Here is a 15,527-nt window from a genome sequence, read left to right on the forward strand (position 1 = left end):
TGCGGGACCGACATCTTCGTGGACACCGGCACACGTCCTCAGGTTGCGGTGAGGACGCGGTGGAGGCGGGCGGCCTCCTCGACCAGGCGGCTGGATCCGCCGCGCGCCGCCACGTCCGCGACCTCCGGGATGGGGCCCCCGGCGCCGGTGACCTCCGCCAGGCGGGCCGCCAGGGTGATCATGGCCGGGAGGCCCGCCGGGGCGCGCTCGCCCGGTGCGGGCAGGGCGTGCGGGAGGGCGGCGGCGAGGATCGCCCAGACGCCTGCGCAGGCGCCCGCGTCGGCGGCGGCCGTGAGGGCCTTGAGGGTGCGGGGGAGCGGGATGCGGCCCAGCGCGGCGAGCCTGCCGAGGGCGGCGCCCGTCTCGGCCGCCGGGAGCGCGTCCCGGGCGGCGAGGACGAGGAGCGCCTCGACGGCCTTCGCCCGCTGGTCCTGGCCGCGGTGGGCCAGCGTGTACGCGAGGAGGGTCCCGGTGGCGGAGCCCGCGGGGCCGTCGGCCTCGGCCAGGCCCAGCATGACGCCGCCCTGGTTCCAGTCCTCGTCCTGCGCGCCGGCCAGGCACGCGACGAGGTGCGCGGCGACGACGTCGCGGTGGGACGGCAGGACGGCCGGCCAGTGGTCCATGTGGGGCCGGGGGCCCCGCCGGCCGGGTTCGGGGAAAGCGCACAGGCGGCCGATCGCGGAGTCGCCGGGCATCTCCACGATGGACCGGACCTGGGGAGGGAACCGGAGTGCGCGCTCGGCGGCCGTCGCGGCCGGGGCGTCGCGGACGGTGCAGCTGACGACGGGGTCGGCGAGCCCGCCCGCGGCGAGCCAGGACGCGACCGCCCGGCCGGCGTCGGAGGCCAGTCCCTTGGCGCGCACCGCGGCCGCCGGGTCGATCTCGCGCGGAACGCGGAGCATCGCCTGCAGCAGGTCGGCCGGTCCCGGCGCACGGCCCGCCGCCTCAAGGCGTTCGAGGCGGCCGACCAGGACGTCCGGGTCGATGTGGCCGCTCGCCTCGGTCGGGGTCGCGAGGAGGAGCGGCGCCGTCCCCACGGCCGACGCGATCTCGTGCAGCCTCCAGCTGAGGAACCCCTTCAGCTGCGGGTCGTTCAGCGACCCGGCCGGGCGGGAGCGGCGCATGGCCAGGGCCGCGAAGACGCCGGCGAGGTTGTGCGTCCCGCCAGGGAGCAGCAGGGTCTGCACTGGGAACTGGATCCAGCTCTCCGCGACGTAGCCGCGCATGTAGACGTGCTCGTCGGGTCTCGTGATCCACGGCGCCAGGGCGTCGGCGTGCTTGCGGAGCGCCTCGCGGGTGCCGGCGAGGTCGCGGTGGGCGAACCCGACCAGAGCGGCCACGAAGCGTTCGGTCGCGGGCCAGTCCTCCTCCGTGTGCAGCAGGACGGCGAACTCCTCCGCCAGTTCGCCGAGCGAGCCGATGGGCGCGGGCGCCGCGCGCGGGACGAACGGCGGCGGACCCGCCGGCGGCTCCGCTTCGGCGGCGGCCGTGACCTCGCCGAACGCCGCCGCGATCGCCGCGCGCCGGTCGGCGGGCAGGCCGCCGGCGGCGTCCCGGACCTCCTCGCGGACGGGTTCGCTCGTGCGCGCCGCGTGCCGGATCGCGATCTTCACGGCGCGGTCCCGCAGGTCGACCGCGTCGGAGGTGAAGGCGGCGGTGAGGGCGCGGACCGTGGCGTCGGCCCGGTCGCGCTTGCGGGCCGTCCGGTCGAGCCAGGTCAGCGCGGCTCGGACGAGCTTCCTCTCGGGGCGGAACAGCAGCGCGCCGGCGGCTTCCTCGAACAGGGCCGCGTCCAGGCGCCCCAGGTCGTCGGCCTGCCGGACGTGCCGCAGCGCCAGGTCGGCCACGGTCGGCGGCGCGGCCGGCAGCAGGCGCACGTAGTCGCGGACCCGGGCGGCCGCCTCCTCGCCGGTGGGCGCGAGGGCGTCGTGGAGCCGGACGAACCAGCGCAGGCCGTGGGGGGTGCCGCCGCGCAGGAACCGGCTGACGCAGCCGTCCAGGAGGACCGCGCGTTCGATCCGCCCCGCGCGGGCCAGGCCGGACAGCGAGTCGGCCCAGGTGCATTCGCGGGTCGCGTCCCACCGCGCCCGTGTCGCGTCGGCGGCGAGGGCGGCTCCCACGCCGTCCGCCTCGAACAGCTTCGGCAGGAGCGCGCCGAGGAACGGGTCTTCGCCGAGCGCCTCGGGGCGGGCGCCGATGCTCGCCCAGCCGACCACGAAGCCGTCGGTGGCCGGGGGAGCCGCACCCGCCGCCCTGCAGAGGGCCGCCGCCGCGTGCCAGAGCATCCCGTCGACGTCCGGCACGCGGATCCGCGCGGCGATGCGGTGCGCGACGTCGGCCCGCCACGCGTCCGTCCGGCCGGCCGTGACCGCGGTGAGCGCCCTGCAGAGGGCCGCGTAGCCGTCCGCGCTCCACCACGGGCGCAGCTCCCTGCGGCATATCCACGAGGCCGCGGCGGCGGGCCCGCCGATGGCGCCCGCGCCGGCCACGACGAGGGGCTCGCTCATCCTCTGGTCCAGGATTCCGTAGGGCGACGCCGCGCGCATCTCCTTCAGCCGGGCGGGGAGCTCCTCGGCGAGGGCGCGCCGGCCGTCGTCGTCGAGGGCGGCGACCAGGCGTGCGACCCGCTCCGGGTCGGCGGCGGCGACCGCCTCGCGGACGCCCTCCCACGCGCTCATCGCCCGGCCCCGGCGGCCCGCGCGGTGTCCATGCCCTGCCCGACCGGCCCGCCCTGCCCGACCGGCCCGCCCTGCCCGACCGGCCCGCCCCGCCCGGCCTCGCGGCGGACGATGCGGGCGGCGAGGACGTGCTTGCACGGCCCGCGCTCACCGCGATGGTCGAACCACCACGGGCACGTGCAGGTGGCGCGGTCGCCGTCGAAGCGGACCTCCCGTTCGCCGCCGTCGGTGAGCACCGTCGCCCTGTCGCCGGAGGTGAACCGCACGGCACCGTCCTCGACGAGCGCCCGCGCAGAGCGCAGCCGCGGGTTGAGCGCGGCGACGCGCGCCGGGTCGTACGGCAGCTCCCGGTGGAAGAACGCGGCCTCGGCGGTGTCGAAGCCGACGCGGCCGGACGTGCCGAGCTGGGTCAGCGCCGCCCTCGTCCGGGCGAGGCCGAGTCCGGAGCGTTCGGACAGGAGGCCGGGTTCCACGCGCGGCTCGAACGACAGCAGCGCGCCGAGCAGGTCGGCGTCTCCGGCGGCCTGGTCGGTGGAGATGTCCTCCAGGACGGCGCCTTCACCGGAGAAGCCGCGCGAATGCCGGGGAGACAGGGTGAGGACGTAGCGCATCCCAGGAAGTTCGAGCTCCCACACGCTCGACACGGGGCCGCTGCCGTTGGAGACGGCCGGCCCGTACGCGCGCATGGCCTTGGCGAAGCGCAGCAGCGGCAGCATCGTCCGCAGACGGTCGGGCCCCGCCAGGCACACCGCGCCCGGCACCGGACGGGACGACATCCGCATCGTCCGCCCGGCGGGCACCACCCACAGCGCCTCCCGCGCGCGCTTGGGCAGCGACCGCAGGAACCGCACCGCGTCCGGACCCTTGAGTTCGCCCCTGAGGTCGAACCCCGCCGTGATGACCTGGACCTCGGCGAACCCGCGGAGCCACCGGTCGGGCAGCGGCACCTTCTTCTCCACGACCGCGCCGTCCATCGTGGTCACGGCGAGTTCCTCGGCGCCGACCGCCAGGTGCAGCGGATCGGACCCGCCGACGCGGGCGAGGGCCTCGCGCAAGGGGCCGTTGACGTCGACGTTGGTCGTGCCGCGCTCGTGGACCTCGCCGTCCAGCGCCGGTTCCAGCACGTCCAGCCTGGCGTAGACGCCGCCGCACGCGGAGAACGACTCCATCCGGATCCGGTCGCCGTTGCAGGTGACGACCGGGTCGCGGAAGGACGTCGGCCGCGGCTGGAAGTACCGGGTCTGGGCGACGTCGGCCAGCGCGAGCAGCGCCGCTGCGGCCGGGGCCGCCTGGGTGAGCACGCCGCTGAAGAAGTGCGGGTGCGCCTGCGGCCCGCTGCTCGTCGTCCCGCCGGACGTGGACAGGCCGAGAAGGCCCGAGTCCAGCCCGGACGGCCGCGTGTAGGTGTACGACTGCGCGGCTCCGGCCGCCACTGTGCTGCTCGCCATGCCGCAGAACGTAGAGCGCCCCTCGGACAAATCCCGCGATCAGCCGAGCTGCCCCGGGAAGAGCAGCGACAACTCCCGCGGGTAGGCGCCGATCAGGCGGAGTTCGTCGTCGGTGAGCGGCCGGCCCGTCTGGGCGTTGCACAGCTGGACGAGCTTGAACGAGAGGTCCTCGTCCACCGGCTCGACGCCGAGGCCGTCCATGACGTGCCTGAAACCGGCCTTGCCGCCGTACTCGCCGGTGAGGACGACGCGTCCGCGGCGGGTGTGCCAGTCGTCCGGGAACGGGCCGAGGGTCTCCTCGTCGTACAGCTCGTAGTTGCCGTGGTCCTTCAGCGCGCCGTCCGCGTGGATGCCGGACTCGTGCGCGAACGCGTTCCGCCCCACGCCGACCTGGTTGTAGGGGAGCGGCTGGCCGAACGCGTAGCTCGCCCACAGCGCGAACCGCCGCGCCCACGACAGGTCGATCGGGTCGCCGATCTCGATGCCGCGGTCCTGCAGCCCGAACCCGTGCCGGAACGCGAGGATGGTGGACAGCAGGTCGGCGTTGCCCGACCGCTCGCCGATCCCGTTCACGCACGTGTTGATCCACGCGTCCTGGCCCGCGTCCAGGTCGCCCAGCGCCCCGCTCACCGAGTTGGCGACCGCCAGGCCGAGGTCGTTGTGGCAGTGGGTCTCGACCGGCATCCCCACGGCCGAAGCCAGCTCGGCGAAGCGCTCCCTGATCCGGTCCGGCGTGTCGCCCCCGATGGTGTCGCAGTACCGGACGCGGTCGGCGCCGGCCTCCTTCGCGGCCAGCGCGAACTCCTTGAGGAAGCCGTCGTCGGTGCGGGAGCCGTCCTCGGCGTTGACCCCGACGGTCCGCGCCCCGCCCGCCTTGGCCGCGCGGACCGCCGCGACCATCTCCCGGATGATCGCGTCCCGGTCCAGCCTGCCCCGGAACTTGTTCGCGATCATGTAGTCGGACGTCGAGATCGACAGGTTGTAGTGGGCCAGGCCGGCGCCGCCGGCGCGCACGGCGGCGGCCTTCTCCACGTCCTGCGCGACGCCCCGGCACCAGCCGGACAGCCGCAGCCCGCCGAACGCGCCCGCCTCCGCCAGCGCGATCTGCGCCCGCACGTAGGGCGCCTCGTGGAACAGGAACGGGAACCCGATCTCCGACTGCGCCGCGCCGAGCCGTCCCAGGTAGAAGTTGACCATCGTCTTGCCGAACTTGGACAGCCCGGTCCGGGCCGTCTGGACGCCGTCGCGGTTGGTGACGTCCAGGAAGTGAATCTGAGGCATGCCTTCAGATTGACACCGTCATCTACATGTATCAATATTGACGATAATCAATATGAAGAGCCGGTGAACATGGAGAACGACCAGGTCAGCGGGTGGATCGACGCGAAGACCGCCGCCGAGCGGCTCGGTGTGAAGCCCGCCACGCTGTACGCGTACGTGAGCCGGGGCGTGCTGCGCCGCAGGCGCGCCCCGGACGGGCGGCGCAGCCTCTTCGACGCCGCCCAGGTGGAGGAGCTGGCCCGGCGCGGGAAGCCGCGCCGCCCGCCCGGCCCGGGGGAGCAGGCGATCGAGTCGGCGGTCACCGCGCTCGGCGCGGACCGCCACTTCTACCGGGGACGCGACGCCCTGGGCATGGCGGAGACCGGCACCTTCGAGGACGCCGCCGCCTGGCTCTGGACCGGTGAGGACGCGGACGCCGGGCCCTGGCGGCCCCGCGCGGACGGCGTCGCGGCGGCCGTCGCCGCCCAGTCGGGCCTGCCCGCCGGCCTCCTCCCGCTCGACCGCCTCCAGCTGATCGTCACGGCGCTCGCCGTCGCCGACCCGCTGCGCCACCACCTCGACCCCGAGGGCGTCACCGCGACCGGGCGAACGCTGATCTCCGGCCTCGTCGAGGCGCTGCCGCCGGCCGCCGGGCGCCCCGCCGCGGGCGGCGGGATCGCCGAGCGGCTCTGGACCCGCCTGTGCCCGCACCCGCCGGAACCCGGCCTGCTGCGCGCCTTCGAGGCCGCCATGATCCTGCTCGCCGACCACGAGCTCGCCGCGTCCACGGTCGCCGCGCGCGTCGCCGCCTCGGTGCGCGCCGACCCGTACGCGGTCGTCGCCTCCGGGCTCGGCGTCCTGAGCGGCCCGCTGCACGGCGGCGCGTCCTACGGCGCGGAGCGGCTGATCGCCGAGGCCGCCGACCCGGCGGCGGCGCCCCGGGTGGTCGGGGAGCGGCTGCGCGCGGGCGAGCGCGTCCCCGGCTTCGGGCACGGCGTCTACAAGTCGGGCGACGCCCGCTTCACCCTGCTGATGGGCCTGGTCCGCGCCGCGGCGCCCGGGCACGAGCGGCTGGCCGCGGCCGACGCGGTCCTCGCCGAGGCCGCGCGCCGCCGCCTGCCCGAGCCCAACGTCGACTTCGCGCTGGCGGCGCTCGGCGCGGTCGCCGGCCTCGTGCCCGGCGCCGGGGAGGCGGTCTTCGCCGTCGCGCGCACCGCCGGATGGCTCGCGCACGCGCTGGAGGAGTACGGCCGGCGGGGCCCGCTGCGCCCCCGCGCCGTCTACGTGGGCCCGCCGCCCGGCTGACCTCCCGCCCCGGCACGGGGTCGGGGCGGCATCGCGCGGAGGCGGGGGTAGGCTCGGTGCCGTGCGACGCTTCCTCACCCCGGGCTGGCTAGGGCTGCACGCCCTGGCCATCGTGCTGTGCGGCGCGTTCCTCGGGTTCGGCTGGTGGCAGTTCGACCGCGCCCAGGCGGGCAACGACCGCAGCTGGGCCTACACCTTCGAATGGCCGATCTTCGCGATCTTCGTGATCGTGATGTGGGTCAAGATGATCCGGGACGAGCGGGCCGGCTCCGAGCCCGCCCCCAAGGTGGTCGAGGAGCCCGCCGAGGCCGAGGTCAAGCGGGAGATCATCAAGCGCCACGAGGAAGAGGACCCCGCCCTCGCGGCCTACAACCGCTACCTCGCCCGGCTCAACTCCGAGGGCCGCGGGCGCCGCTGACCCCTCGCGCGGGCCCGCTCGGCGCGCCGGCCCGCTGAACGAAAGGTGTGCTCCTGTGGAAGGCGCGGTCACCAGGTACCGGATCCTGGCGCTGATCGTCGGCACGCTGCTGGTGCTGCTGACGATCGGGATGGTCCTCAAGTACGGGCCGACCGACATGCCGGAGATGGTGGCGATCGTGTCGCCGATCCACGGCCTCTTCTACATGGTCTACGTGGCGCTGGCCTTCGACCTGTGGCGGCGCACCGGCTGGCGGGCCGGCCGGATGGTGCTGATCGTGCTGGGCGGCGTCGTGCCGCTGATGACCTTCTTCGTCGAGCGCAAGATCGTCCGCGAGGCGCGCGCGCTGCCGGCCGCCAAGGGCGGGGCCGAGGCCGGCAAGGGAGCCGAGGCGGGCGTCTGATCCGCCCCGGGGGCTGGTGCCCGGCGCCCTCCCTCGCATACGTTTGACTCAGTCAAACGTTAGGAGGGTCGCAGCATGGAGGTGACCGCCGAGGACATCGGAACGGTCCGCGCGTTCAACCGCTTCTACACAGGCGTCATGGGGGTCCTCGGCGAGGGGCTCGTCCGGTCCCCCTACTCGCTGACCGAGGCCCGGGTGATCTTCGAACTGGCCCAGCGGGAGGACGCCGAGGTCCTCGCGCTGCGCCGCGCGCTCGATCTCGACGCCGGCTACCTCAGCCGGATGCTGGCCCGGTTCGAGGCCGACGGCCTGGTCGTGCGCGAGCGCGCCGCGGGCGACGCCCGCCGCCAGATCGCCCGGCTCACGCCCCGCGGCCGCGAGGTGTTCGCCATGCTGGACGAGCGGACCGCCGCCGAGATCCGCGGGCTGCTGGACGGGCTGCCCGCCGCCGACCGCGGCCGCCTGCTCGCCGCGATGCGCACCGTCCACGGCATCCTCGGCGACCGCGCGCGTCCGGAGGACGGCCCGGTCCTGCGCCCGCTGCGCCCCGGCGACCTCGGCTGGGTCGTCGAGCGCAACGGCGCGCTCTACGACGAGGAATGCGGCTGGGACCGCACCTACGAGGCCCTGGTCGCCTCGGTCGTCGCCGACTACGTGCGCGACCACGACCCGGAGCGGGAGAACGCCTGGATCGCCGAGTCGGGCGGCGTCCGCGTGGGCGCGGTGTTCTGCGTCAAGCGGGAGGAGGACGTCGCGCAGCTCCGGCTGCTGCACGTCGAGCCGGACGCCCGCGGCACGGGGGTCGGGGCCGCGCTCGTCGACGCGTGCGTCCGCTTCGCCGCCGAGGCCGGCTACGCGGAGATCATGCTGTGGACGACGGCGCTGCAGCGCGCGGCGCACCGGCTCTACGAGCGGGCCGGGTTCGTCCTGGAGGACGAGGAGCCGCCCGTGGAGCGCTTCGGGGACGTCGTCCACGGGCAGGTCTGGCGCAAGAAGCTGTGAGCCGGGCCCGTGGAGGCGGTGCGCCCCCACGGGCCGGTTCCGCAGCGATCCCTTACTGCGTCGGCGGCCGGGACGGGGGTCGGACGGAGTTCCGGCCGCCTGTGCACTACCGGCGTGCCGCCGGTTCCTCTGGGGGCTGATTCCCACCTCCCTTCCGGTGCGGCCGGGCGGGCGTGACTCCGCCCGGCGGCGGGGGGAGGGCGCCGTGCGGCGCCCGTGAGCCGGTCGCCGGGCCGGTCCGGTACGGCCGAGGACCCGAGGTGTGTCGCCGCGCGCCGCCGTCCCCGCGCCCGCTGGGGGACGGGTGGCGGGGCGGTGCGCCGGGAACGCCCTCGGCCGCACGGACCGGGCCGCGAGGGGAGGGGGAGGCGGGGACGGCCGGCCGGACCTCGCGCTCTGTGCGCCGCATCGGCAGCCTCCTCGCTCTCGACCTGGGGCTTTGCCGCCCCGAGTACCTCTCGTTCACCGTGTGTCACGATCTCGTTGCGTTAGGTACCCGCGCGTCATGCGCGCGTAAACGCGCGCCGCGCAAAGAATCAAGATCACGAAGCGGACTTTGCCCGCGCATTGCCCGCGCGGCGGTCACCCGCGGGGGCTGAGGTCCTCGGCGGCCATCGCCAGCAGCACCAGGGCGTCGTGCTCGGCGGTGCCGGGCTCGGCCTGGTAGACCAGCATCCGCTGCCCGCCGCCGGCGATGCCCAGCACCTCGTTGGCCAGGGTCAGCGACCCGATCACCGGGTGCCGGAACGCGGTCTCCCCGCCGCGTTTGACGAGCACCTCGTGCCGGCGCCACAGCTCGGCGAACTCCGCGCTCGCCGCGGACAGCTCGGCGACCAGCGCCGCGGCCGGCCCGGCGGCGGTCAGCTCGGCGGTGCGCAGGTGCGCGACGCTGTTGCGGGCCACCCGGTCCCAGTCGGCGAACAGCGTCCGCGCGGCCGGATGCAGGAAGGTGTAGCGGATCGTGTTGCGCTGCCCGGGCGGCCAGTCGCCGAGCCCGCTCATCAGCGCGAGGCCCTCGGGGTTCGCCGCGAGCACGTCGTTGACCTCGTCGAGCACGTAGGCGGGGCTGGGCCGCAGCGAGTCCAGCATCAGCAGCGTGCCGGGGCGGACGGGCCGGGGCGCCGCGGGCCGGCGGCGGGGCGTCCGCCCGGCGACCCTGTCCGCGAGGCCGAGCAGGTGGGCGTGCTCGTCGTCGCTGAGGCGCAGCGCGCGGGCCAGCGCGTCCAGCACCGAGTCGCTGGGCGAGGTCTCGCGTCCCTGCTCGATCCGGGTGTAGTAGTCGACGCTCACCCCGGCGAGCGCGGCCAGTTCCTCGCGGCGCAGCCCGGGGTTGCGCCGGGGGCGCGGCCCGATGGGCAGCCCGACGTCGGCGGGGCCGATCCGCCCCCGCCGGACCCGCAGGAACTCGGCCATCGCGTTCATGCCTCCGAGTCTGCCACCGGAGGCCGCCGTCCTGGGTGGCCGTGTCGCACCCAGGTATCGCCCGGCCTTCCGGACCCCCGGAGCGGCGGCGCAGACTCGGCGCATGACCGACGCAATGATCATCGGAGGCGGTTCCGGCATGGGCCTGGCCCTCGCCCGGACGCTGCTCGCCGAAGGCAGGGAAGTGACCATCGTGGGCCGGTCCGAGGACCGCCTCGCCGCCGCCGCAGCGGAACTGGGGCAAGAGGACGGGAAGCTCGGCACGATGCGCGCCGACATCGGCCGCGAGGAGGACGTGGCCGAGTTGTTCGCCCGCGTGGGGAAGGTGGAGCACGTGGCCGTCACGGCCGCGGACGCGACCGGCGTGTACGGCCCCACCGCCGACGTCCCCACGCAGACCGCCCGATCCTTCGTGGACGCCAAGCTCCTGGGCGCCTGGCTGGTCGCCAAGCACGGAGCCGGCCGCGTGACCGGGTCGATCACCTACACCTCGGGCATCAACGCCTACCGTCCGAACGGCTCGAACACGATCGTGGCCGCCGCCAACGGAGCGCTCGCTTCCCTGGCGTACGGCCTGGCGGTCGAACTGGCCCCCGTCCGGGTGAACGTCATCTCGCCCGGCTGGGTCGACACCCCCATCTGGGAGCAGCTCGCCATGGACAAGCAGGCGGCCTTCACCGACCTGGCCGCCCGCCTCCCCGCCCGCCGCATCGGCACCCCCCAGGACATCGCCCAAGCGTTCACATCGGTGATGGCCAACACCTTCATGACCGGCACCGTCCTGCACGTGGACGGCGGCCACCGCCTCACCTGACCGCCCGGCCCCCGGCTCCCGGCCGCCCGCGCGGGGTGATCGCTCAGAGCGAACGTTGCTGCGGAAACAAATTTGTGCTCCGTTTTCTTGAGTGTGTATGACTCAACTTGAGGTTGGGTCGTCGACGGACTTGGAGCTGAGCATGAGCGAAACCCTGACGCTGCCGGTGCTGCCCCTGGAGGACGGGGTCGTTCTGCCCGGCATGGTGGTTCCCCTCGACCTGTCCGAGAACGCGGAGGTCAGGGCGGCCATCGAGGCCGCGCGGGCGGCGGCCCAGTCCCGGGGACCGGGCATCCGGTCGGCGAGCAAGCCGCGGGTGCTGCTGGTGCCCCGGCTGAACGGGCGGTACGCCGCGGTCGGCACGCTCGGCGTGATCGAGCAGGAGGGGCGGCTGCCGACCGGCGAGCCGGGGGCGGTCGTCCGCGGCGTGTCGCGCGTGCGGATCGGGACCGGGACCACCGGGCCCGGCGCGGCCCTGTGGGTCGAGGGCACCGTGGTCGAGGCGCCGCCGGCGTCCGGGCGGGCCCAGGAGCTGGCCAAGGAGTACAAGGGCCTGGTCAGCGCGATCCTGCAGAAGCGGGGCGCCTGGCAGGTCGTGGACGTCGTGCAGAAGATCGACGACCCGTCCACGCTGGCGGACAACGCCGGGTACGCGCCGTACCTGACCGACGAGCAGAAGATCGAGGTCCTGGAGACCCTCGACGTGGCCGAGCGGCTGGAGCTGCTCATCGGCTGGACGCGCGACCACCTCGCCGAGCTGGACGTGGCGGAGACGATCCGCAAGGACGTCCAGGAGGGCATGGAGAAGACGCAGCGGGAGTTCCTGCTGCGGCAGCAGCAGGAGGCCATCCGCAAGGAGCTGGCCGAGCTGAACGGCGACCCCGCCGACGAGGAGGACGACTACCGGGCCCGGATCGAGGCCGCGAACCTCCCCGAGAAGGTGCGCGAGGCCGCGCTGAAGGAGGTCGACAAGCTGGAGCGGTCGTCCGACGCCTCGCCGGAGGGCGGCTGGATCCGCACGTGGCTCGACACGGTGCTCGACATCCCGTGGAACGAGCGCACGGAGGACGCCTACGACATCGCCGGCGCCCGGGAGATCCTGGACGCCGACCACGCCGGGCTGGACGACGTCAAGGAGCGCATCGTCGAGTACCTCGCCGTGCGCAAGCGGCGCGAGGAGCGCGGCCTCGGCGTCATCGGCGGGCGCCGCAGCGGCGCCGTCCTGGCCCTGACCGGGCCTCCCGGGGTCGGCAAGACCTCGCTCGGCGAGTCGGTCGCGCGGGCCATGGGACGCAAGTTCGTCCGTGTCGCGCTGGGCGGCGTCAGGGACGAGGCCGAGATCCGCGGCCACCGCCGCACCTACGTCGGCGCGCTGCCCGGGCGCATCGTCCGCGCCATCCGCGAGGCCGGCTCGATGAACCCGGTCGTCCTGCTGGACGAGGTCGACAAGGTCGGCGCCGACTACCGGGGCGACCCGACGGCGGCGCTGCTGGAGGTCCTCGACCCCGAGCAGAACCACACCTTCCGGGACCACTACCTGGAGGTCGAGCTCGACCTGAGCGACGTGCTGTTCCTCGCCACGGCGAACGTGGTCGAGGCCATCCCCGGCCCGCTGCTGGACCGGATGGAGCTGGTCGAGCTCGACGGCTACACCGAGCACGAGAAGGTCACCATCGCCCGCGACCACCTGCTGCCGCGCCAGCTCGACAAGGCCGGGCTGGAGGCGTCCGAGGTGACGTTCGGCGACGACGCGCTGCGGCTGCTGGCGGCGGAGTACACCCGGGAGGCCGGCGTCCGGTCCCTGGACCGCTCGATCGCGCGCGTGCTGCGGAAGATCGCCGCGAACGTGGCGCTGGAGAAGGCGACCCTGCCGGTCCACGTCGGCGCGGCCGACCTCAAGGACTACCTGGGCCGCCCCAGGTTCACCCCGGAGGTCGAGCTGAGCCGGAACGAGCGCCGCACCGGCGTGCCGGGGGTGGCGACGGGCCTCGCGGTCACCGGCGCGGGCGGCGACGTCCTCTACATCGAGGCGTCGCTGGCCGACAAGGAGACCGGCGACACCGGCGTGACGCTCACCGGGCAGCTCGGCGACGTCATGAAGGAGTCGGCCCGGATCGCGCTGTCCTACCTGCGCTCGCGCGGCGCGGAGCTGGAGCTGCCGGTCGGCGACCTGAAGGACCGCGGCGTGCACGTCCACGTGCCCGCCGGCGCGATCCCGAAGGACGGCCCGAGCGCCGGCATCACGATGACGACGGCCCTGGCGTCGCTGCTGTCGGGGCGGCCGGTCCGCGCGGACGTGGCGATGACCGGCGAGGTGTCGCTGACCGGGCGGGTCCTGCCGATCGGCGGCCTGAAGCAGAAGCTGCTGGCCGCGTCCCGGCTCGGCATCACGACCGCGATCGTGCCGAAGCGCAACGAGCCCGACCTCGAGGACGTCCCGGCGGAGGTGCTGGAGAACATGACGGTCTTCACCGTCAGCGACGTCCGCGAGGTGCTGGACCTGGCCCTGGAGCCGGCCACCACCGCGGTGGCGGCCTGACGGAGCCGGACGCCCGCGCCGGTCCGGCGCGGGCGTTCGCATGCCCGGATTCGGTCCTGCCCGTAATCCCGTGCCGCGCATAGTCCGGGACCGGGCGGGGACCTGCCGCCGGGTGTTGGTGGAAATGTGGCAGCCCGCGGCGCCGGGCGAACGGGTCCCGTGGTACATCGTCGCCCTGCGCGTGCTCGTCGTCCTGGTGGCGCTGGGCCTGCTCGGCGTCTTCTTCTACTTCGCGTTCAGGCTCACCCTGACGCCCGTGCACGACAACGGCCAGGCGGGCGGCAACACCGATCCGGGCCGCTCGCTGCGCTTCTACCTGGACCGCCCCACCAAGGAGGCCGCCCTCCAGATAGGCGGCAACCTCCTGCTCCTCGCCCCCCTCGGCGTGCTCCTCCCGGTCGTCTGGACGACCCTGCGCGGCCCCATACGCCTGGCCCTCCTCACCGGGATGCTCTCCCTGGCCATCGAGACCGTGCAGGGCTTCCTGGTGATGGGCCGGGCCTTCGACGTAGACGACGTCATCCTCAACGTCGCCGGCGTGGTGATCGCCTACGTCTTCCTTGGCCGCCGCCTCTCAAGATCCCTCCGCGGCTCCTAGCGCGGGGTCAGGTGGAAGACTCTCAGTTCGCGGTGGGCTCGTTCCACGTAGCTGTCGTAGACGGGCCAGACGGCTGTTAGGCGGGGCCAGATCTCCTTGCGCTCCGCGTCGTCCAGGAGGTGGGCGGTCACCGGGGTGGTGCGGCCCTGGAAGCTGACCTCGGCCTCGGGGGTCTTGATGAGGTTGCCGGTCCAGGCCGGGTGCTTCTCGCGGCCGAAGTTGGAGCCGACGACGTACCAGCCGCCGACCGGGTCGGGCAGGCAGGCGAGCGGGGTCCGGCGGGGGAGGCCGGTCACGGCGCCGGTCGTGGTCAGCACGAGGCTCGGGACGAGGAGCTGGCCGAGCAGGAGCCGGCCGCCGGTCATCCTGTGCAGCGTCCGGTCGATCGGCGGGACGACCCTGGGTCCCACCTTGGCGAACCACGCGGCGCCCGAGACCCGGTGGAACACGGGCCCGAGGGTGCGCTGGACCAGGGTCGGCGCCGACGCGCCCTCGGGGGCGAGCCGCCCGGCCCGGCGCGGGTTCAGGTGGCCGTTGGCGGCCAGCCAGCGCAGCGCGTCGGCGACGGTCTCCTCGACGGGGCGGAGGGTGAGGTCGAGCGCCTCCAGGATGGGGCGGTCGTCGGTCGGGACGAGCGTGACCATGAACTCGGCGGCGTCGCGGGTGAGCGGGTAGTCGAAACGGCGGACGCGCTTGGCCGCGTCCAAGGCGGAGCCCAGCCCGAGCATCACGCGGGACGGGACGCGGACGCGGCGGCACCGCACGCCGGTGAGGCGGTCGCACAGGTCGGCGTACTGCGGCCAGGTCAGGTAGTGGCCGCCGAGAACCCAGCGGCTCGGTCCCTGGCGGGCCTCCACGGAACGTGCCAGCGCCTCGCCGAGGTCGCGGACGTCGATGACCGAGACCCCGCCGCCCGGCAGCGGCCACACCTTGCCGAGCGCGGCGGCGAGGCCCTCCATCAGCGCGTCGAGCGCCGGCTGGTCCGGCCCGCACACGCCGCCCGGATAGACGATCGTGACCGGCGCGCCGTCCGCCTGGAGGCCGCGCACGTAGCGCTCGGCCGCGAGCTTCGACCTGCCGTAGGCGGTGCGCGGGCTCGCCAGGGCGTCGTTCGCCGTGATGACCGTGCCGGACGGCGGCACGAACACCGCGACCGTCGACACGTGGACCACCGGGGACAGGCCCTGCGCGACGGCGCCGCCGACCACGTTGCGCGTGCCCCGGACGTTCACCTCGACCAGGTCGCGGTCGCCTCCGGTCACGTCGATCGCGGCGGCGGCGTGGATCGCGGCGTCGCAGCCGGCGAGCGCCGCCGAGACCGCGTCCGCGTCCAGCATGTCGCCGGTGACGAGTTCGACGTCCGCGGCGGCCGCTCCGACCGAGGCCAGGACCCCGGCGGCCCTGCCGGGGTCGCGGACGAGGGCGCGCGGCCGGTGCCCGGCGGCCAGGAGGGCGCGGACGGTGTGGGACCCGACGAACCCCGAGGCGCCGCTGACGAAGATCCGCATGGGGCAAAACTAGCGCTTGGTATTGGCGGTGCGACAGCCCGGGCCCCGGGTGGCCGCGGCATTTTCGGACGCCTCGATTACCCGCGGCCGGACGGTTCGTCATTGACGCTCTCTGGAACGGTCCATCACACT

At 74.8% G+C, this 15,527-nt stretch carries 12 protein-coding genes; 7 read left to right on the top strand and 5 right to left on the bottom strand.

Annotated elements, in window-relative coordinates; translation table 11 throughout:
• Positions 1–38 precede the first annotated feature (38 nt).
• Genes ABTW95_RS19600 through ABTW95_RS19610 form a run of 3 tightly spaced genes read right to left on the bottom strand, consistent with a single transcriptional unit; the run spans position 39 to position 5,407 of the window.
• Positions 39–2,678 carry a hypothetical protein gene (locus tag ABTW95_RS19600; protein WP_500227002.1) on the bottom strand — a complete coding sequence of 880 codons (2,640 nt, stop codon included), beginning with the start codon at positions 2,676–2,678 and terminating at the stop codon, positions 39–41.
• The gene (locus ABTW95_RS19605; protein WP_500227003.1) at positions 2,675–4,126 is read right to left on the bottom strand and encodes an SWIM zinc finger family protein; all 1,452 of its coding nucleotides are present in this window, start codon (positions 4,124–4,126) and stop codon (positions 2,675–2,677) included. The genes ABTW95_RS19600 and ABTW95_RS19605 overlap by 4 nt, the downstream gene beginning before the upstream one ends.
• Positions 4,127–4,165: 39 nt before the next feature.
• A complete protein-coding gene (locus ABTW95_RS19610) occupies positions 4,166–5,407 on the bottom strand; it encodes a hydroxymethylglutaryl-CoA lyase-like TIM-barrel protein (RefSeq protein ID WP_396446074.1) in 1,242 nt (413 codons plus the stop codon).
• 69 nt (positions 5,408–5,476) lie between these two features.
• Between ABTW95_RS19610 and ABTW95_RS19615 the strand changes: the two genes are divergently transcribed.
• The 4 genes from ABTW95_RS19615 to ABTW95_RS19630 all read left to right on the top strand — a co-directional run bounded on the left by ABTW95_RS19615 (position 5,477) and on the right by ABTW95_RS19630 (position 8,514).
• On the top strand, positions 5,477–6,691 hold the full coding sequence (locus tag ABTW95_RS19615; RefSeq protein ID WP_500227026.1) for a citrate/2-methylcitrate synthase: 1,215 nt from the start codon (positions 5,477–5,479) through the stop codon (positions 6,689–6,691).
• A gap of 61 nt (positions 6,692–6,752) precedes the next feature.
• Positions 6,753–7,109 (top strand): hypothetical protein, encoded by a 357-nt coding sequence (locus ABTW95_RS19620; protein ID WP_396446073.1) that lies wholly within the window; start codon positions 6,753–6,755, stop codon positions 7,107–7,109.
• Between the two features lie 55 nt (positions 7,110–7,164).
• Positions 7,165–7,512: a DUF3817 domain-containing protein gene (locus ABTW95_RS19625; RefSeq protein WP_500227004.1), complete on the top strand. Its 348-nt coding sequence runs from the start codon at positions 7,165–7,167 to the stop codon at positions 7,510–7,512.
• A 75-nt stretch (positions 7,513–7,587) separates the two neighbouring features.
• A complete protein-coding gene (locus tag ABTW95_RS19630) occupies positions 7,588–8,514 on the top strand; it encodes a bifunctional helix-turn-helix transcriptional regulator/GNAT family N-acetyltransferase (protein WP_396446071.1) in 927 nt (308 codons plus the stop codon).
• A gap of 582 nt (positions 8,515–9,096) precedes the next feature.
• Here ABTW95_RS19630 and ABTW95_RS19635 read toward each other — a convergent pair.
• Entirely contained in the window at positions 9,097–9,936 is an 840-nt protein-coding gene (locus tag ABTW95_RS19635; RefSeq protein WP_396446070.1) for a helix-turn-helix transcriptional regulator, read from the bottom strand.
• A 103-nt stretch (positions 9,937–10,039) separates the two neighbouring features.
• Here ABTW95_RS19635 and ABTW95_RS19640 point away from each other — a divergent pair, with 103 nt between their 5' ends.
• From ABTW95_RS19640 to ABTW95_RS19650, 3 genes are all read left to right on the top strand, one after another.
• A complete protein-coding gene (locus ABTW95_RS19640; RefSeq protein WP_500227005.1) occupies positions 10,040–10,750 on the top strand; it encodes an SDR family oxidoreductase in 711 nt (236 codons plus the stop codon).
• A gap of 142 nt (positions 10,751–10,892) precedes the next feature.
• The gene (gene lon / locus ABTW95_RS19645) at positions 10,893–13,289 is read left to right on the top strand and encodes an endopeptidase La (RefSeq protein WP_396446068.1); all 2,397 of its coding nucleotides are present in this window, start codon (positions 10,893–10,895) and stop codon (positions 13,287–13,289) included.
• A 124-nt stretch (positions 13,290–13,413) separates the two neighbouring features.
• Positions 13,414–13,887, top strand: coding sequence for a VanZ family protein (locus ABTW95_RS19650; protein ID WP_500227006.1), 474 nt, complete (start codon positions 13,414–13,416; stop codon positions 13,885–13,887).
• Here the strand turns inward: ABTW95_RS19650 and ABTW95_RS19655 are convergent.
• Complete coding sequence (locus ABTW95_RS19655; protein WP_500227007.1) at positions 13,884–15,395, bottom strand: nitroreductase family deazaflavin-dependent oxidoreductase; 1,512 nt, start codon at positions 15,393–15,395, stop codon at positions 13,884–13,886. The genes ABTW95_RS19650 and ABTW95_RS19655 overlap by 4 nt on opposite strands.
• Positions 15,396–15,527: the final 132 nt, after the last annotated feature.

It is taken from the genome of Spirillospora sp. NPDC127506, from assembly GCF_040302145.1.
In the GTDB taxonomy this organism is placed as follows: domain Bacteria; phylum Actinomycetota; class Actinomycetes; order Streptosporangiales; family Streptosporangiaceae; genus Spirillospora.

What these genes read in the sequence shown, in the direction of transcription:
- ABTW95_RS19600 (WP_500227002.1), bottom strand. Translation starts at nt 2,678, where the DNA reads ATGAGCGCGTGGGAGGGCGTCCGCGAGGCGGTCGCCGCCGCCGACCCG.
- ABTW95_RS19605 (WP_500227003.1), bottom strand. Translation starts at nt 4,126, where the DNA reads ATGGCGAGCAGCACAGTGGCGGCCGGAGCCGCGCAGTCGTACACCTAC.
- ABTW95_RS19610 (WP_396446074.1), bottom strand. Translation starts at nt 5,407, where the DNA reads ATGCCTCAGATTCACTTCCTGGACGTCACCAACCGCGACGGCGTCCAG.
- ABTW95_RS19615 (WP_500227026.1), top strand. Translation starts at nt 5,477, where the DNA reads ATGGAGAACGACCAGGTCAGCGGGTGGATCGACGCGAAGACCGCCGCC.
- ABTW95_RS19630 (WP_396446071.1), top strand. Translation starts at nt 7,588, where the DNA reads ATGGAGGTGACCGCCGAGGACATCGGAACGGTCCGCGCGTTCAACCGC.
- ABTW95_RS19635 (WP_396446070.1), bottom strand. Translation starts at nt 9,936, where the DNA reads ATGAACGCGATGGCCGAGTTCCTGCGGGTCCGGCGGGGGCGGATCGGC.
- ABTW95_RS19640 (WP_500227005.1), top strand. Translation starts at nt 10,040, where the DNA reads ATGACCGACGCAATGATCATCGGAGGCGGTTCCGGCATGGGCCTGGCC.
- lon (WP_396446068.1), top strand. Translation starts at nt 10,893, where the DNA reads ATGAGCGAAACCCTGACGCTGCCGGTGCTGCCCCTGGAGGACGGGGTC.
- ABTW95_RS19650 (WP_500227006.1), top strand. Translation starts at nt 13,414, where the DNA reads ATGTGGCAGCCCGCGGCGCCGGGCGAACGGGTCCCGTGGTACATCGTC.
- ABTW95_RS19655 (WP_500227007.1), bottom strand. Translation starts at nt 15,395, where the DNA reads ATGCGGATCTTCGTCAGCGGCGCCTCGGGGTTCGTCGGGTCCCACACC.